This is a genomic window from Burkholderia sp. LFS061 (assembly GCF_047978125.1).
Classification (GTDB): Bacteria; Pseudomonadota; Gammaproteobacteria; order Burkholderiales; family Burkholderiaceae; genus Burkholderia; species Burkholderia pyrrocinia_C.
This window is the reverse complement of sequence record NZ_JBFPFS010000003.1, coordinates 240,218-258,706: the sequence shown is the minus strand read 5'-3', so window position 1 is coordinate 258,706 and position 18,489 is coordinate 240,218. Positions and strand designations below refer to the sequence as shown.

Genomic DNA, 18,489 nt, shown 5'->3' with positions numbered 1-18,489 from the left:
GTTTGCGCCAAAAATCGCTATAATCGCGGAGTCGCTGGGCGTACGGATTCAATGTGCGGCTCAGGTGCGACCACCAGTAAGAAAGATGGGCGTTCCGCCCATTTTTTTTTGCTGAAACGGTTAGGCATCTCGGGTAGCGCTTCCTGCGCCGGCTAAGGCGCGCGCCCGCGGGTGAATCGCGAGCGGCGGGCGCGAACACCTGAGAGGACACTGTGCAACTGACGGAACTGATAGAAACCACGGTCACCGGGCTCGGCTACGAGCTGGTGGATCTCGAGCGCACCGGGCGCGGCATGCTTTGCATCTACATCGATCAGCCTGCCGGCATCTCGCTCGAAGATTGCGAAAAGGTCACGCGTCAGCTCCAGCACGTCTTGACGGTCGAAAACATCGATTACGAACGGCTCGAAGTCTCGTCCCCGGGGCTCGACCGCCCGTTGAAGAAGCTGGCCGACTTCGAGCGCTTCGCCGGCAGCGAAGTTTCCGTGACCTTGAAAAAGCCGCTGGACGGGCGCAAGACGTACCGGGGCATTCTGCACGCGCCGAATGGCGAAACGATCGGTTTGGAATTTGAAGGGAAGAAGGGCGAGGCGGCCATGCTGGATTTCACGCTGGCCGATATCGACAAAGCCCGCCTGATTCCGCAAGTTGACTTTAGGAGCCGCAAATAATGAGTCGCGAAGTGTTGATGCTGGTGGATGCGCTGGCGCGCGAGAAAAACGTCGACAAGGATGTGGTGCTGGGCGCCCTCGAGGCTGCGCTCGCGTCCGCTTCCAAGAAGCTGTTCGACGAAGGCGCCGAAATCCGCGTCCGTATCGATCGCGAAAGCGGCGAGCACGAAACCTTCCGTCGCTGGCTCGTCGTGCCCGACGAGGCAGGCTTGCAGGAGCCGGATCGCGAGATCCTGCTGTTCGAAGCACGTGAGCAGAAGCCCGACGTCGAAGTCGGCGAATATGTCGAGGAACCCGTACCGTCGATCGAGTTCGGTCGCATCGGTGCGCAGGCCGCGAAGCAGGTGATCCTGCAGAAGGTGCGCGACGCGGAGCGCGAGCAGATCCTGAACGATTACCTCGAGCGCGGCGAAAAGATCATGACGGGCACGGTGAAGCGCCTCGACAAGGGCAACTTCATCGTCGAATCGGGCCGTGTCGAAGCGCTGCTGCGCCGCGACCAGTTGATCCCGAAGGAAAACCTGCGCGTGGGCGACCGCGTGCGCGCGTACATCGCGAAGGTCGACCGCACCGCGCGCGGCCCGCAGATCGAGCTGTCGCGTACGGCGCCCGAGTTCCTGATGAAGCTGTTCGAGATGGAAGTGCCGGAAATCGAGCAGGGTCTGCTCGAGATCAAGGCGGCGGCCCGCGACCCGGGCGTGCGCGCAAAGATCGGCGTCATCGCGTACGACAAGCGGATCGATCCGATCGGCACCTGCGTCGGCATTCGCGGCTCGCGCGTGCAGGCCGTGCGCAACGAGCTCGGTGGCGAAAACATCGACATCGTGCTATGGTCGGAGGATCCCGCCCAGTTCGTGATCGGCGCGCTCGCGCCGGCAGCTGTCCAGTCGATCGTCGTCGATGAAGAAAAGCACTCGATGGACGTCGTCGTCGACGAGAACGAGCTGGCTGTCGCGATCGGCCGCAGCGGTCAGAACGTTCGCCTTGCCGGCGAGTTGACCGGCTGGCAGATCAACATCATGACGCCGGACGAATCCGCCCTGAAGCAGGGTGAAGAGCGCGACCGGCTGCGTGCGCTGTTCATGGCGCGTCTCGACGTCGACGAAGAAGTTGCCGACATCCTGATCGACGAAGGCTTCACGAGCCTCGAAGAGATCGCGTACGTGCCGCTCAACGAAATGCTCGAAATCGAGGCGTTCGACGAGGACACCGTGCACGAACTGCGCAACCGCGCACGCGACGCGCTGTTGACGATGGCCATCGCGAACGAAGAAAAGGTCGAGAACGCAGCGCTGGATCTGAAGAGCCTCGACGGCGTCACGCCGGAGCTGCTCGCGAAGCTGGCCGAACATGGTGTGCAGACGCGAGACGATCTCGCCGAGCTTGCAGTGGATGAACTGGTCGACCTGACCGGGATGGAAGAGGATGCCGCTAAGGCGTTGATCATGAAAGCACGTGAACACTGGTTCCAGTGAGAAATGACCATGGCGCACTGATTTGATGGCGGCCGTATGGCCTGACCCGATGCTAACAGCAAGGAATCGGTCCTTGCACTAAGAGGAATGAATGGCGAGTAACAACGTAGCCCAATTTGCCGCGGAACTGAAAATGCCTGCTGGTGTGCTGCTCGAACAGCTGCAGGCAGCGGGCGTCCAGAAAGCGAGTGAAGACGATGCGCTGTCCGAAGCGGACAAGGCGCGTCTGCTCGATCATTTGCGCAAGTCGCACGGCGCAACCGACGGCGACAAGCGCAAGATCACGCTGACCCGCAAGCATACGTCGGAGATCAAGCAATCTGACGCGACGGGCAAGGCTCGCACCATTCAGGTCGAGGTCCGCAAGAAGCGCACGTTCGTCAAGCGCGACGACGTGAGCGATGGCGCGGAACAGGGTCAGGCGCAGGCCGCCGAAGCGGACGACGATGCAGAACTGAAGCGTCGCGAGGAAGAAGCGCGCCGCGAGGCCGAGCTGCTCGAGAAGCAGGCTCAGGAACTGCGCGAGCGCCAGGAGCGCCTCGAGCGCGAGGAAGCCGAGCGCCGCGCTCGCGAGGAAGCGGCTGAAGCCGAGCGACGTCGCGCCGAGGAAGAAGCTGCGGCGAAGCGTGCCGCGGCCGAAGCCGCAGCGGCACAGCAGCAGGCGGCAGCGCAGCAGGCCGCCGCGGCCGAGCCGGAAGCACCGAGTGCGCAGTCCGCGCAGGACGAAGCGCGCGCGGCCGCCGAAGCCCGTGCGGCTGCCGAACGTGCGGCGCAGCGCGAAGCGGCGAAGAAGGCCGAGGATGCTGCTCGCGAGGCGGCGGACAAGGCGCGCGCCGAGCAGGAAGAGATCAGCAAGCGCCGTGCGGCCGCCGAGGCCGAAGCGCGCGCGATCCGCGAAATGATGAACACGCCGCGCAAGGCCGTGGTCAAGGCAGTCGAGCCGCCGAAGCCGGTCGAGCCGCCGAAGCCGGCCGAAGCGAAGGGCACGCTGCACAAGCCGGCGAAGCCTGAAGGCGCGCAGGCGCGTCCGGCAGTGAAGAAGCCGGCCGGCGCAGCACCGGCCACGACGCAGGCACCGGCAGGCGCGGGCGACCGCAACAAGAAGCCGGGCGCAGGCAAGGGCGGCTGGCAGGACGACGCGGCGAAGCGCCGCGGCATCAAGACGCGCGGCGATTCGAGCGGCGGCGTCGACCGCGGCTGGCGCGGCGGCCCGAAGGGCCGTGGCCGTCACCAGGACAGCGCATCGTCGTTCCAGGCGCCGACCGAGCCGATCGTGCGTGAAGTGCACGTGCCGGAAACCGTGTCGGTTGCCGATCTCGCGCACAAGATGTCGATCAAGGCCTCGGAAGTCATCAAGGTGATGATGAAGATGGGCCAGATGGTCACGATCAACCAGGTGCTGGACCAGGAAACGGCGATGATCGTCGTCGAGGAACTGGGCCACCGCGCGGTTGCCGCGAAGCTGGACGATCCGGAAGCGCTGCTCGTCGAAGGCGAAACGACTACCGATGCGGAGCAACTGCCGCGTCCGCCGGTCGTTACGGTGATGGGTCACGTCGACCACGGCAAGACCTCGCTGCTCGACCACATCCGCCGCGCGAAGGTTGCCGCGGGCGAAGCGGGCGGCATTACGCAGCACATCGGCGCATATCACGTCGATACGCCGCGCGGCGTCATCACGTTCCTCGATACGCCAGGTCACGAGGCGTTCACGGCAATGCGTGCACGCGGCGCGAAGGCGACCGACATCGTGGTGCTGGTGGTGGCGGCCGACGACGGCGTGATGCCGCAGACGAAGGAAGCAATCGCCCACGCGAAGGCGGGTGGCGTGCCGATCGTCGTCGCGATCAACAAGATCGACAAGCCGGATGCGAACCCCGAGCGCGTCAAGCAGGAGCTGGTCGCGGAAGGTGTCGTGCCGGAAGAGTACGGTGGCGATTCGCCGTTCGTGCCGGTGTCGGCGAAGACGGGTGCCGGCATCGACGATCTGCTCGAGAACGTGCTGCTTCAGGCCGAAGTGCTGGAACTGAAGGCACCGATCGAAGCGCCGGCCAAGGGCATCGTGATCGAAGCGAAGCTCGACAAGGGCAAGGGCCCGGTCGCGACGATCCTCGTGCAGTCCGGTACGCTGAACCGTGGCGACATCGTGCTGGCGGGTACGGCCTACGGCCGCGTGCGCGCGATGCTCGACGAGAACGGCAAGCCGACGAAGGAAGCCGGCCCGTCGATCCCGGTCGAAATCCAGGGTCTGTCGGAAGTGCCGGGTGCGGGCGAGGAAGTGATCGTGCTGCCGGACGAACGCAAGGCACGTGAAATCGCGCTGTTCCGTCAGGGCAAGTTCCGTGACGTGAAGCTCGCGAAGCAGCAGGCCGCGAAGCTGGAAAGCATGCTCGAGCAGATGGGCGAAGGCGAAGTACAGAACCTGCCGCTTATCATCAAGGCAGACGTGCAGGGTTCGCAGGAAGCGCTCGTGCAGTCGCTGCTCAAGCTGTCGACCGACGAAGTGCGCGTGCAGATCGTGCACAGCGCGGTGGGCGGCATCAGCGAAAACGACGTCAACCTCGCGACGGCATCGAAGGCGGTCATCATCGGCTTCAACACGCGTGCGGATGCACAGGCGCGCAAGCTGGCCGAGTCGAACGGCATCGACATCCGCTACTACAACATCATCTACGACGCAGTGGATGAGGTGAAGGCGGCAATGTCGGGCATGCTGGCGCCGGAGAAGCGCGAAGTCATCACCGGCATGGTCGAGGTGCGTCAGGTCTTCAAGGTACCGAAGGTCGGCACGGTCGCCGGCTGTATGGTGACGGACGGTATCGTCAAGCGCTCGTCGTCGGTTCGCGTGCTGCGCAACAACGTCGTGATCTTCACGGGCGAACTCGAATCGCTGAAGCGCTTCAAGGACGACGTGAAGGAAGTGAAGCAAGGCTTCGAGTGCGGTATGTCGGTGAAGAACTTCAACGACGTCATCGAAGGCGACCAGTTCGAAGTCTTCGAAGTGACCGAAGTCGCGCGTACGCTGTAACCGTCGCGCATCGGCTCATGGGCGGGGCAGGCTTGGGCCTGTCCCGCCCATTTTCATAGTGGCGCGCCAACAATGGCCCGCCGCTTCATCCTGATAAACGGATCACGGATCGATCATGTCCAGGAAACGGACTTCTCCCAATCGCAACGTTCAGATCGCCGACCAGATTCAGCGCGATCTGTCCGAACTCATCATGCGCGAGGTCAAAGACCCGCGCATCGGCATCGTCACCATCCAGAGCGTGGAGCTCACGCCGGACTACGCGCACGCGAAGGTCTACTTCACGGCGCTCACCGGCGATCCGGAAAAGACGCAGGAGGCGCTGAACCATGCGTCGGGGCACCTGCACAACCTGCTGTTCAAGCGTCTGCACATTCATACCGTGCCGACGCTGCACTTCCATTACGACCAGACGATCGAGAAGGCCGTGGAAATGTCGCGCCTGATCAAGGAAGCGAATTCGACGCGTGCGAAGGACGACGACGAAGCCGACGCGCCGACCAAGGACGACTGAACTCGACCGGCCTATGACGAATGCAGCATCCCAACGCCCGCGCGTGCCCCGGCGCGCGCTGGACGGTGTCCTCCTGCTCGACAAGCCGGTCGGCCTGTCGAGCAACGATGCGCTGATTCGCGCGAAGCGGCTGCTTCTCGCGAAGAAAGCCGGCCATACCGGCACGCTCGATCCGCTGGCTTCGGGCCTGCTGCCGCTGTGTTTCGGCGAGGCGACGAAGTTCTCGCAGGATCTGCTCGAGGCCGACAAGACCTACGAAGCGACGATGCGCCTCGGCCTGCGCACGGCCACCGGCGACGCGGAAGGCGAAGTGATCGACACGCGGCCGGTCGGATGCGACCGCGCAGCGGTGGAGGCCGCGCTCGCGCGCTTCACCGGCGAGATCGTGCAGGTGCCGCCGATGTATTCGGCACTCAAGCGTGATGGCAAGCCGCTGTACGAATATGCGCGCGCGGGTCAGACCGTCGAGCGCGAAGGCCGCAACGTGACGATCCATGCGCTCGACCTGCTTGCCTGCGAGATGCCCGACGTAACGTTTCGCGTGACCTGCAGCAAGGGCACTTATGTGCGCACGCTGGCAGAGGATATCGGCGAGGCGCTCGGTTGCGGCGCGCATCTGACGATGCTGCGTCGCACGGGCGTCGGCGCGCTGACGCTCGAGCATGCGGTGACGCTCGATGCGCTGTCGGACGCGGATGAATCGGCGCGCGATGCGTGGCTCCAGCCGGTCGATGCATTGTTGTCGACGTTTCCGTCCGTTCGTCTCGACGACGCGTGCGCGAAGCGGTTCCTGCATGGTCAGCGCCTGCCGCTGTCGGAGCTCGGGCCGATCGATGCGGCCGACGGCGAGCGCGTGCGCGTCTACGACGCAGCGCGGCTGCTCGGCGTGGCGCGCAAGGCGAATGGCGTGCTCGCACCGGAACGGCTCGTCGTGACGGCAGCCTGACGCAGCGGTGAGAGCGCGCCGTCGAAGCAACAAAAAGCCCGGTCGAAATCGACCGGGCTTTTTGTTTGGCGCGCGGTGGCGCGGTGTCGGGCGGCGCTCAGTGTGCCGCCGACGCTGCCGCACCGGCATCGCCGCCGCCCGCGCGTTCGGGCTTCGTGATCCAGATCAGCGCAATCAGCAGCACGAAGATCACGGCCGAGATGTAGAACAGGTCGTTCACGCCGAGCTGCGCGGCCTGTTGCGTGGCCTGGTTGTTGATGAGGCCCTGCGCCTGGTTCTGCGTCAGCCCGAGATTGCCCATCTGCGTGACGGCCTGGTTGAACGTCGGGTTGTACACGTTCGCCTGCTCGACCAGCTGCGCGTGATGGAAGTTGTTGCGGTGATCCCACGCGGTCTGGAAGATCGACGTGCCGATGCCGCCGCACATGATCCGCACGAAGTTCGACAGGCCGGAAGCCGCGGGAATGCGGTGGCCGGGCAGGCCGGACAACGTGATCGACACGAGCGGGATGAAGAAGCCGGCCATCGCGATGCCCTGCACGAGCGTCGGCAGCGTCAGCGACCATTCGTCGACGCCCGTCGTGTAGCGCGAGCGCATCCAGAAGCACAGTGCGAACGTGAGGAACGCGGCAGTCGCGATGTAGCGAGGATCGGTGCGCGGCAGATACTTCCCGGTGAGCGGGGACAGCAGGATGGCGAACAGCCCGACCGGCGCCATCACGAGACCGGCGTCGGTCGCGGTGTAGCCGATCTGCGTCTGCAGCCATAGCGGCAACAGCACGAGGTTGCCGAAGTACAGGCCGTACCCGATCGACAACGCAACCGTGCCGCCCGTGAAGTTGCGAATCCGGAACAGCGACAGGTCGACGACGGGGTGCTCGGCGGTCAGTTCCCAGATCACGAAGAACGCGAACGAGATGATCGCGATCAGCGCGAGCGCGACGATCGTCGTCGATGCGAACCAGTCGAGATCCTTGCCCTTGTCGAGCATGATCTGCAGCGAGCCGACCCACAGCACCAGCAGCGCGAGACCGACGCCGTCGATTGGGGCGCGGCGCACGGCCGACTCCCGATTGCGGTAGATCGCCCACGTCGCGGCGGCGGCAGCGATGCCGACCGGGATGTTGACGTAGAAGATCCACGGCCACGAGTAGTTGTCCGAGATCCAGCCGCCGAGAATCGGACCGGCAACGGGCGCGATCAGCGTCGTCATCGCCCATAACGCGAGCGCCATCGGCGCCTTCGCGCGCGGATAGCTCGACAGCAGCAGCGATTGCGACAGCGGAATCATCGGGCCCGCGACCGCACCCTGCAGCACGCGCGACGCGAGCAGGAACGGCAGCGTCGGCGCGAGGCCGCACATCCAGGACGAGATGACGAACAGGATGATCGACGCGAGGAACAGGCGGACCTGCCCGAAACGGTCGGTCAGCCAGCCCGTCAGCGGCACCGAGATCGCGTTCGCGACCGCGAACGACGTGATGACCCACGTGCCCTGGTCGGATGACACGCCAAGGTCGCCCGAGATGGTCGGGATCGCGACGTTCGCGATGGACGTGTCGAGCACGTTCATGAACACCGCGAGCGACACCGCGATCGTCCCGAGCACGAGTTGCCCGCCCTGCAAGGGCGGGTAGGAGACAGGAGCCTGTGCCATTTCGGTTGTTTTTCCGGAGTCGGAGCGTTACATCATCTTCGCGGCGCTGGCTTGCTTCGCCGCGGCCGGCGCCGACGCGTTGCCGCCCGCGTTCTCGGCGATGACGCGCGCGATTTCGGCATCGGCTTCGTCGCCGTACTTCGCGAACACGCTGGTCTCGTAGACAGTGTTCGGTGCGTTGACGAGCTGGTCGCCGCGTTCGTCCTTGATGTCCACGTCGACCTGCATCGACAGGCCGATGCGCAGCGGATGCTTGTCGAGATCCTTCGGATCGAGCTCGATACGCACCGGCAGGCGCTGCACGACCTTGATCCAGTTGCCGGTCGCGTTCTGCGCCGGCAGCAGCGAGAACGCCGAGCCCGTGCCGGCCGAGAAGCCGACGACCTTGCCGTGGTAGACGGCCGACGAGCCGTAGATGTCGGCCGTCAGCTCGACCGGCTGGCCGATGCGCATGTGCTTGAGCTGGACTTCCTTGAAGTTCGCGTCGACCCACACGGCATTCAGCGGCACCACCGACATCAGCGGCGTGCCCGGCGACACGCGCTGGCCGACCTGCACCGAGCGCTTCGCGACGTAGCCCGTCACAGGCGCCGGCAGCACGTTGCGCGCGTTCGCGAGATACGCGTCGCGAACCTTCGCTGCGGCGGCCATCACGTTCGGGTGCGACGCGATCGTGGTGTTCGCGGTCAGCGCGCGGTTCGATGCGAGCTGCTGCTGCGCGCTATCGAGCGACGCTTGCGCGGCTTTCACGGCGTCACGTGCGTGCGAGATCTCTTCCTGCGACACGGCGCCCGTCTGCGCGACGGCCACACGGCGGCGCAGATCGTCCTGGGCCTTCGACAGGTCGGACTGGCGCAGCGCGACCTGCGCGCGGTACTGGTCGTCGTTGACGAACAGGCCACGCACCTGGCGCACCGTCTGCGCGAGGTTGGCTTCCGCCTGTTGCAGCGCGACCTGCGAATCGGCCGGGTCGAGCACGACCAGCGGGTCGCCGGCCTTGACCGTCTGCGTATCGTCGGCCTTTACGGCGATCACGGTGCCGGTGACCTGCGGCGTGATCTGCACGACGTTGCCGTTCACGTACGCATCGTCGGTTCCTTCATGGAAGCGGGCAACGAGGAAGTAGTACAGGCCGTACGCGATGGCCGCGATCACGATGACCGCGACGAGCAGCGTCATCATCCGTTTGCGCTTCCCGCTGTTCTGCGACTGTGCGCTGGCGGCATTTTGTTGAGGGTCGCTCATGGCGATTTTCTCCGTCCGTTATTTCGAGTGTCTGCGTAGTGGTGGCGCCGGATCAGTTGGCGGCCTGTTTGGTCGGTTTGTCGGCGTCGGGTGCGGCGAGCGGCGTGCCGGTCGCGTCGAACCCGCCGCCGAGCGCCTTGATCAGCGCGAACTGCATGTCGCGGCGGCGCATCTTCAGGTTGGTCACCGTCTGCTCCGAGGCGAGGCGGTTGCTGTCCGCGGTCAGCACCTGCAGTTGCGGCGACAGGCCGGCCTTGTAGCGGATCACGGCGAGATCGTACGCGCGCGTCGACGCGTCGAGCGCGCGTTGCGCGTCGCCCATCTGGCGATCGACCGCGCGGATCGACGCGACTTGCGTCGCGACGTCGTTCAGCGCGCCGATCAGCGTCTGGTTGTAGTTCGCCACCGACAGGTCGAAGTCCGCATAGCGGCCCTTGAGCTGGGCGCGCAGCGCGCCGGCGTCGAAGATCGGCAGGTGGATCGCCGGGCCGAACTGCGCCTGGCGGCTCGCGAAGTTCAGGAATTTGCCCCAGCCGAACGCATCGAAGCCGAAGCCGGCCGCGAGGTTCACGTCGGGATAGAACTCGGCCTTCGCTTCCTTCACGTCGTGCATCGCAGCCTCGACCTGCCAGCGTGCGGCGACGATGTCGGGGCGGCGCGAGACGAGATCGGCCGGCAGGTTGCCGGGCAGTGCGACTTCGCCGCTCGGGTTCATCACGGGCGCCGCGATCTGCAGCCCGCGATCAGGCCCCTTGCCGAGCAGCGCGGCGAGCTGGTAGCGCACCGTCGTGATCTGGCCGTCGAGATCCGACAGCGAAGCCTGGGTCGTCGCGATATTGCCGCGGGCCGTCTGGTGTTCGACGTTGGTGTCGAGGCCGGCCGATACGCGGCCGTCGGTGATCTTGCCGACCGTCTCGCGGTTGGCGATCTCGCGTTGCGCGATGTCGCGCAGCGCGTAGAGCTGCGCGAGCGAGTTATAGGTGCGCGCGACCGATGACGCGAGCGTGATGCGTGCCTGCTGCATGTCGGCTTCGGCCGCTTTTTCCTGCGACACGGCGGTGTGCAGGCGTTCGCGGTTCTTGCCCCACAGGTCGAGTTCCCACGATGCGCTCGCGAGCGCGTTGTTCTCGCTGTACCACTGGCCGCCGTACGGGGGCGGGAACAGTGCGTTCGACGAATACAGCTCGCGCGTCCACGAGTAGCTGGCCTCGGCTTTCGGCAGCAGGTTCGAGCGCGACGATTCGATGTACGACGATGCCTTCGCGATACGCGCCTGCGCCTGCGCGATCGATGGATTGCCCTGAAGGGCCTCGTCGATCAGCTTCGGCAACTGCGGATCGCCGAACTGGCTGGCCCAGTCGAGCGCCGGCCACTGGCCGCCCTGGGCCGGCAGGCTCTGCGCGGATTCGAATTGCGACGCGGGGGCGATCTGCTTGTCGCTCTTGATGCCGATGTAATTCGCGCAGCCCGCCAGCGCCAGTGCGGCGACCGCGGCGGCGACGGCGGCGCGGCACGACCCGGCGCGCACGGACAACGGGGAGGATTTCATCGCGCTGACCCCTGACTCGGAATGAATGATGGACACTGCAAGGATTTCCTTACATTAATCTGTCAAAAGTAATTGTTATGGCAACTATTCCGTGATGCTGCCGCCGGCCGTCTCGCAATAGTTGCTGAGAATGCGGCGCAGCATGCTCTTCAGGAACCCGACTTCTTCCGGCGTAAATCCGTCCAGCACCTGGTCGAGCACGCTGCGGAAAATGGGCGGCAGCCGTTCGGCAAGCGCGCGGCCTTCGTCGGTCAGTTCGAGGCGCACGACGCGCCGATCCTCGATGCTGCGCACGCGGGACAGCAGGCCGCGTTTCTCGACCCGGTCGAGCAGGCGCGTGACCGCGCTCGCGTCGATCCCGTATTCGCGCGCGAGCTCGGCGGCCGTCGAGCACTTGCCGACCGCGATCATGAACAGCATGCTCGCCTGCGTGCCCGTGATGCCGAGCTCTTCCTGCGTGCGTTGCGTGACGAGGTTGGTCATCACGGACTTCACGCGCGACATCAGATAACCGACGCTGTCGTTCATCTGATATGAAGACAGCGGCGAAACCGGCGGTTGGGTAGGAGAATCCGACATAAAACCCTGAAGCTGCAATAGTTGACTAGGCAGCAGTATAGGGACAATTGCTTGCCGCGGCAAATGTTAATCGAACGGCAAGGGGCGTGCTCCGCGTTGCAGGAATCCCTTATCGCGACAAGGGTTTTCGGTCTGCTGGCGGCGGCGCCTTCGGCAGAGCTGCGCGTTCGAGGAGAGGCCGGGCCGGCCCGGCTTGCTGCGTTGCAACGTGTCAGCCAGCTTTCGACACTCGCACGTGCTATAATTTGAGGCTTTCCCAGCTGCAACGCGCGCGCCCGTGAAAAACGAGCGGGCGCGCTTGCGCGTTCAAACGATTTCCAGGTTTCTATGACCCGCGCCCTTCGCAACATCGCCATCATCGCCCACGTCGACCACGGCAAGACTACGCTCGTCGACCAACTGCTCCGCCAGTCCGGCACCTTCCGCGAGAACCAGCAGATTGCGGAGCGGGTGATGGACTCGAACGACATCGAAAAGGAGCGCGGGATCACGATCCTCGCGAAGAACTGCGCGGTCGAGTATGAGGGCACGCACATCAACATCGTCGACACGCCGGGGCACGCGGACTTCGGTGGCGAGGTGGAGCGCGTGCTGTCGATGGTCGACTCGGTGCTGCTGCTCGTCGACGCGGTCGAGGGCCCGATGCCGCAGACGCGCTTCGTCACGAAGAAGGCGCTCGCGCTCGGCCTGAAGCCGATCGTCGTCGTCAACAAGATCGACCGCCCGGGCGCGCGGATCGATTGGGTCATCAACCAGACGTTCGACCTGTTCGACAAGCTCGGCGCGACGGAAGAGCAGCTCGACTTCCCGATCGTCTATGCATCGGGCCTGAACGGCTATGCGTCGCTCGACCCGGCCACGCGCGAAGGCGACATGCGCCCGCTGTTCGAGGCGATCCTCGCGCACGTGCCGGTCCGCCCAGCCGACCCGGAAGCGCCGCTGCAGCTTCAGATCACGTCGCTCGACTATTCGACGTACGTCGGCCGGATCGGCGTCGGCCGCATCACGCGCGGCCGCATCAAGCCGGGCCAGCCGGTCGTGATGCGTTTCGGCCCGGAAGGCGACGTGCTGAGCCGCAAGATCAACCAGGTGCTGTCGTTCAAGGGGCTCGAGCGCGTGCAGGTCGACTCGGCCGAAGCCGGCGACATCGTGCTGATCAACGGTATTGAAGATGTCGGTATCGGCGCGACGATCTGCGCGGTGGATACGCCGGAAGCGCTGCCGATGATCACTGTCGACGAGCCGACGCTGACGATGAACTTCCTCGTCAACTCGTCGCCGCTCGCGGGCCGCGAAGGCAAGTTCGTGACGAGCCGCCAGATCCGCGACCGCCTGATGAAGGAACTGAACCACAACGTCGCGCTGCGCGTGAAGGACACCGGCGACGAAACGGTGTTCGAAGTGTCGGGCCGCGGCGAGCTGCACCTGACGATTCTCGTCGAGAACATGCGCCGCGAAGGCTACGAGCTGGCCGTGTCGCGTCCGCGCGTCGTGATGCAGGAAATCGACGGCGCGAAGCATGAGCCGTACGAACTGCTGACGGTCGACGTCGAGGACGAGCATCAGGGTGGCGTGATGGAAGAGCTCGGCCGCCGCAAGGGCGAGATGCTCGACATGGCGTCGGACGGTCGCGGCCGCACGCGTCTGGAATACAAGATCTCGGCGCGCGGCCTGATCGGCTTCCAGAGCGAATTCCTGACGCTCACGCGCGGCACGGGCCTGATGAGCCATATCTTCGACTCGTACGCACCGGTCAAGGACGGCTCGGTCGGCGAGCGCCGCAACGGCGTGCTGATCTCGCAGGACGACGGCGCGGCCGTGGCGTATGCACTGTGGAAGCTGCAGGATCGCGGCCGCATGTTCGTGAAGCCGGGCGACGCGCTGTATGAGGGCATGATCATCGGCATCCACAGCCGCGACAACGACCTCGTCGTGAACCCGATCAAGGGCAAGCAGCTGACCAACGTGCGCGCGTCGGGCACCGACGAAGCCGTGCGTCTCGTGCCGCCGGTCCAGATGTCGCTGGAATATGCGGTCGAGTTCATCGATGACGACGAGCTCGTCGAGGTGACGCCGCAGTCGATCCGCCTGCGCAAGCGCTTCCTGAAGGAGCACGAGCGTCGCCGCGCGAGCCGCGAAGGCGCGGTCGACTGAGCGTTTCGACCGTTCCCGTGCATGACAAAAAAAGGCTGCCTCCGGGCGGCCTTTTTTGCGTGTGCGCGACGCGCAACCGGATTGTCTGCAAAACACTGTTCCCGCGGGTCGTGGCAATCCGGCAAAACCCCGTCGCGCGGTGCTTTCGGGCACATTTCGCCGTGAACTCCGGTATCGGTTCTGTGATATGCTGCGCGCACGCAAGTTTTAGGTCCTTCCAAGCAAGACTTGATTCGCAATCCGCTAAACGGTCAGGCCGTGTCGCGGAAGGTTGAGTAACCCGCTATTTCTCGAGAAGCTCGAAGAAAGGTGAGCGTAAAATGTCAGATGTAATGAAGCAGTTTCAGCTGAACTCCTATCTGTTCGGCGGCAATGCTTCGTACGTTGAAGAACTGTACGATGCATACCTCAACAATCCGGCGTCGGTGCCGGAGAATTGGCGAGAGTATTTCGACGCGCTGCAGAATGTGCCTGCAACGGACGGTTCGAATGCCAATGACGTCGCGCATTTCCCGATCGTCGAATCGTTTGCCGAGCGTGCGAAGGCCAATGCCTTCATCCCGCGCGAAAGCGGCACCAATCTGGCTGCGGCGCGCAAGCAGGTTCACGTCCAGTCCCTCATCAGCGCCTATCGCTTCCTTGGCTCGCAATGGGCCAATCTGGATCCCCTGAAGCGTCGCGAACGTCCCGCCATTCCCGAACTCGAACCCGCGTTCTACGACTTCTCCGAAGGCGACCTCGACCAGACCTACAGCGCGAGCAACCTGTATTTCGGTTTCGACCAGGCTTCGCTGCGCGATATCGTCAAGGGCCTGCGCGACACGTACTGCGGCACGATCGGCGCCGAGTACATGTACATCAGCGACCCGGAACAGAAGCGCTGGTGGCAGGAGCGCCTGGAGTCGACCCGCGCGACGCCGAACTTCTCGGCAGACGAGAAGAAGCACATCCTGAATCGCCTGACGGCTGCTGAAGGCCTCGAGCGTTACCTGCACACCAAGTACGTCGGCCAGAAGCGCTTCTCGCTCGAAGGCGGCGAAAGCTTCATCGCGGCGATGGACGAAGTCGTCCAGCATGCGGGCAAGCGCGGCGTGCAGGAAATCATCATCGGCATGGCCCACCGTGGCCGCCTGAACGTGCTCGTCAACACGCTCGGCAAGATGCCGGCCGACCTGTTCGCCGAATTCGAAGGCAAGCACGTCGACGACCTGCCGGCCGGCGACGTGAAGTACCACAAGGGCTTCTCGTCGGACGTGTCGACGGAAGGCGGCCCGGTTCACCTGTCGCTTGCATTCAACCCGTCGCACCTCGAAATCGTGAACCCGGTGGTCGAAGGTTCCGCGAAGGCGCGGATGGACCGCCGCGGCGACGAAGACGGCCTGCAGGTGCTGCCGGTGCAGATCCACGGCGACGCGGCCTTCGCGGGCCAGGGCGTCGTGATGGAAACGCTGAACCTCGCGCAGACGCGCGGTTACGGCACGCACGGCACGCTGCACATCGTCATCAACAACCAGATCGGCTTCACGACGTCCGACCCGCGCGACGCGCGCTCGACGCTGTACTGTACCGACGTCGTCAAGATGATCGAGGCGCCGGTGCTGCACGTGAACGGCGACGATCCGGAAGCGGTGATCCTCGCGACGCAGATCGCGATCGACTACCGGATGCAGTTCCACAAGGATGTCGTGATCGACATCGTCTGCTTCCGCAAGCTGGGTCACAACGAGCAGGACACGCCGGCCGTCACGCAGCCGCTGATGTACAAGAAGATCGCGCAGCACCCGGGCACCCGTGCGCTGTACGCCGAGAAGCTCGTGCAGCAGGGCGTGATCACCGCGGAAGACGCCGACAACTACGTGAAGGCGTACCGCAAGGCGATGGACGATGGTCACCACACGGTCGACCCGGTCCTGTCGAACTACAAGAGCAAGTACGCGGTCGACTGGGTTCCGTTCCTGAACCGCAAGTGGACGGATGCGGCCGACACGGCCGTGCCGCTCGCGGAACTGAAGCGCCTCGGCGAACGCATCACGACGGTCCCGGAAAACTTCAAGGTCCACCCGCTCGTCGAGCGCGTGATCAACGACCGCCGCAACATGGCGCGCGGCGACCAGCCGCTCGACTGGGGCATGGGCGAGCACCTCGCGTTCGCGTCGCTCGTCGCATCGGGCTACTCGGTGCGCCTGACGGGCCAGGACTCGGGCCGCGGCACGTTCACGCACCGTCACGCGGTGCTGCACGACCAGAACCGCGAGCGCTGGAACGACGGCACGTACGTGCCGCTGCAGAACATCGCCGAAGGCCAGGCGAAGTTCACGGTGATCGACTCGGTGCTGTCGGAAGAAGCGGTGCTGGGCTTCGAATACGGTTACTCGACCGCCGAGCCGAACACGCTCGTGCTGTGGGAAGCGCAGTTCGGCGACTTCGTCAACGGCGCGCAGGTCGTGATCGACCAGTTCATCTCGTCGGGCGAAGTGAAGTGGGGCCGCGTGTCGGGTCTGACGATGCTGCTGCCGCACGGCTATGAAGGCCAGGGTCCGGAACACTCGTCGACCCGTATCGAGCGTTTCCTGCAACTGTGCGCGGATCACAACATGCAGGTCGTCCAGCCGACGACGCCGGCGCAGATCTTCCACCTGCTGCGTCGCCAGATGATCCGCCTGTTCCGCAAGCCGCTGATCGTCGCCACGCCGAAGTCGCTGCTGCGTCACAAGGAAGCGGTGTCGGACCTGTCGGAACTCGCGAAGGGTTCGTTCCAGCCGGTGCTGGGCGAAACCGACGGCGGCATCGACGCGAAGAAGGTCAAGCGCGTGCTGGCATGCTCGGGCCGCGTGTATTACGACCTCGTCGCACATCGCCGCGAAGCGAAGGCGAACGACGTCGCGATCATCCGTATCGAGCAGCTGTATCCGTTCGCGCACAAGCAGTTCGAAGCCGAAATGAAGAAGTACGAGAACGCGACTGAAGTGGTCTGGGTGCAGGACGAGCCGCAGAACCAGGGCCCCTGGTTCTACGTCGAGCACCATCTGAAGGAAGGCATGAAGGAAGGACAGAAGCTGGCATACAGCGGCCGTCCGGCTTCGGCCTCGCCGGCGGTTGGCTACTACGCGAAGCACTACGAGCAGCAGAAGGCCCTGATCGAAGGTGCTTTCGGCCGCCTGAAGAGCGCATCGATCGCGAAATAACCGACGGAAGCGAAACGGGAAGGCGCGCGGCGCTTTCCCGTCTCTTTTGGCCTGCCGGGCGCGTCGCGCGCCGCACCGGCCGAAGGAATCGCACGAACCTCGTCATTACCCAGATTAAGCATCCAGGAAAATCACATGGCTATCGTAGAAGTCAAAGTCCCCCAGCTTTCGGAGTCGGTTTCGGAAGCCACCATGCTGCAGTGGAAGAAGAAGCCGGGCGAAGCAGTCGCGCAAGACGAAATCCTGATCGAACTCGAGACCGACAAGGTCGTGCTCGAAGTGCCGGCACCGGCCGCGGGCGTGCTCGCGCAAGTGCTGCAGAACGACGGTGACACGGTGGTTGCCGATCAGCTGATCGCGACGATCGACACCGAAGCGAAGGCAGGTGCGGCCGAAGCAGCGGCGGGCGCCGCCGAAGTCAAGCCGGCAGCAGCGCCTGCCGCAGCCGCACCGGCAGCACAGCCGGTCGCCGCAACGGCATCGAGCTCGGCCACCGCATCGCCGGCCGCATCGAAGCTGCTGGCCGAGAAGGGCCTGTCGGCAGGCGACGTCGCAGGTTCGGGCCGCGACGGCCGCGTCACGAAGGGCGACGCGCTGGCAGCAGGCAGCGCACCGAAGGCCGCTCCGGCCGCCGCACCGGCCAAGGCCGCTGCGAAGCCGTCGCTGCCGGACGTGAAGGTGCCGGCGTCGGCGACGACCTGGCTGAACGACCGTCCGGAACAGCGCGTACCGATGTCGCGTCTGCGTGCGCGTATCGCCGAGCGTCTGCTCGAATCGCAGCAGACCAACGCGATCCTGACGACGTTCAACGAAGTCAACATGGCTCCGGTCATGGAACTGCGCAACAAGTACAAGGACAAGTTCGAGAAGGAACATGGCGTGAAGCTCGGCTTCATGTCGTTCTTCGTGAAGGCGGCCGTGCATGCGCTGAAGAAGTTCCCGCTCGTGAACGCGTCGATCGACGGTAACGACATCGTCTACCACGGCTACTTCGACATCGGTATCGCTGTCGGCTCGCCGCGCGGCCTCGTGGTGCCGATCCTGCGCAACGCGGATCAACTGAGCCTCGCCGACATCGAGAAGAAGATCGCCGAATTCGGCCAGAAGGCTAAGGACGGCAAGCTGTCGATCGAGGAAATGACGGGCGGTACGTTCTCGATCTCGAACGGCGGCGTGTTCGGCTCGATGCTGTCGACCCCGATCATCAACCCGCCGCAGTCGGCGATCCTCGGCGTGCACGCGACCAAGGAGCGTCCGGTTGTCGAAAACGGCCAGATCGTGATCCGTCCGATCAACTATCTCGCGCTGTCGTACGACCACCGGATCATCGACGGCCGCGAAGCCGTGCTGTCGCTCGTCGCGATGAAGGATGCACTCGAGGATCCGGCACGCCTGCTGCTCGACCTGTAAGCCGAGTTCCACCGCATTGACCTGCTCCGCACGGGCGCGCAGACGCGCGACCGTGCGGACGTACAAGTAGAAAGGA

Annotated in this window: 12 protein-coding genes; 8 read left to right on the top strand and 4 right to left on the bottom strand. The window is 64.7% G+C overall.

The annotated features are described in order from the left end of the window. Window positions 1-212 precede the first annotated feature (212 nt). The 5 genes from rimP to truB all read left to right on the top strand — a co-directional run bounded on the left by rimP (window position 213) and on the right by truB (window position 6,634). Window positions 213-671, top strand: a complete 459-nt coding sequence (rimP, locus tag ACNQQL_RS04320) for a ribosome maturation factor RimP (RefSeq protein ID WP_011351796.1) — start codon at window positions 213-215, stop codon at window positions 669-671. Next, window positions 671-2,146, top strand: a complete 1,476-nt coding sequence (nusA, locus tag ACNQQL_RS04315; protein ID WP_347063320.1) for a transcription termination factor NusA — start codon at window positions 671-673, stop codon at window positions 2,144-2,146. The genes rimP and nusA overlap by 1 nt, the downstream gene beginning before the upstream one ends. A gap of 91 nt (window positions 2,147-2,237) precedes the next feature. Next, window positions 2,238-5,174 carry a translation initiation factor IF-2 gene (gene infB / locus ACNQQL_RS04310; RefSeq protein ID WP_072441717.1) on the top strand — a complete coding sequence of 979 codons (2,937 nt, stop codon included), beginning with the start codon at window positions 2,238-2,240 and terminating at the stop codon, window positions 5,172-5,174. A 115-nt stretch (window positions 5,175-5,289) separates the two neighbouring features. After that, a complete protein-coding gene (gene rbfA / locus ACNQQL_RS04305; RefSeq protein ID WP_034184029.1) occupies window positions 5,290-5,688 on the top strand; it encodes a 30S ribosome-binding factor RbfA in 399 nt (132 codons plus the stop codon). A gap of 13 nt (window positions 5,689-5,701) precedes the next feature. Continuing rightward, a complete protein-coding gene (gene truB / locus ACNQQL_RS04300) occupies window positions 5,702-6,634 on the top strand; it encodes a tRNA pseudouridine(55) synthase TruB (RefSeq protein WP_072441715.1) in 933 nt (310 codons plus the stop codon). A gap of 97 nt (window positions 6,635-6,731) precedes the next feature. On the opposite strand, the gene ACNQQL_RS04295 is transcribed toward truB, so the two are convergent. The 4 genes from ACNQQL_RS04295 to ACNQQL_RS04280 form a co-directional block, all read right to left on the bottom strand. Then, complete coding sequence (locus tag ACNQQL_RS04295) at window positions 6,732-8,291, bottom strand: DHA2 family efflux MFS transporter permease subunit (RefSeq protein WP_347063319.1); 1,560 nt, start codon at window positions 8,289-8,291, stop codon at window positions 6,732-6,734. Between the two features lie 27 nt (window positions 8,292-8,318). Next, window positions 8,319-9,536 carry an HlyD family efflux transporter periplasmic adaptor subunit gene (locus tag ACNQQL_RS04290; RefSeq protein ID WP_347063318.1) on the bottom strand — a complete coding sequence of 406 codons (1,218 nt, stop codon included), beginning with the start codon at window positions 9,534-9,536 and terminating at the stop codon, window positions 8,319-8,321. Window positions 9,537-9,588: 52 nt separating this feature from the next. Then, window positions 9,589-11,085, bottom strand: coding sequence for an efflux transporter outer membrane subunit (locus tag ACNQQL_RS04285; protein WP_347063317.1), 1,497 nt, complete (start codon window positions 11,083-11,085; stop codon window positions 9,589-9,591). Between the two features lie 84 nt (window positions 11,086-11,169). Then, window positions 11,170-11,664, bottom strand: coding sequence for a MarR family winged helix-turn-helix transcriptional regulator (locus tag ACNQQL_RS04280; RefSeq protein ID WP_072441707.1), 495 nt, complete (start codon window positions 11,662-11,664; stop codon window positions 11,170-11,172). A gap of 327 nt (window positions 11,665-11,991) precedes the next feature. Between ACNQQL_RS04280 and typA the strand changes: the two genes are divergently transcribed. The 3 genes from typA (at window position 11,992) to odhB (ending at window position 18,413) form a co-directional block, all read left to right on the top strand. Further along, window positions 11,992-13,818 carry a translational GTPase TypA gene (gene typA / locus ACNQQL_RS04275; RefSeq protein WP_034184035.1) on the top strand — a complete coding sequence of 609 codons (1,827 nt, stop codon included), beginning with the start codon at window positions 11,992-11,994 and terminating at the stop codon, window positions 13,816-13,818. A gap of 320 nt (window positions 13,819-14,138) precedes the next feature. Further along, window positions 14,139-17,003: a 2-oxoglutarate dehydrogenase E1 component gene (locus ACNQQL_RS04270; protein WP_072441703.1), complete on the top strand. Its 2,865-nt coding sequence runs from the start codon at window positions 14,139-14,141 to the stop codon at window positions 17,001-17,003. Between the two features lie 135 nt (window positions 17,004-17,138). Continuing rightward, window positions 17,139-18,413 (top strand): 2-oxoglutarate dehydrogenase complex dihydrolipoyllysine-residue succinyltransferase, encoded by a 1,275-nt coding sequence (gene odhB / locus ACNQQL_RS04265; RefSeq protein ID WP_347063316.1) that lies wholly within the window; start codon window positions 17,139-17,141, stop codon window positions 18,411-18,413. Window positions 18,414-18,489: the final 76 nt, after the last annotated feature.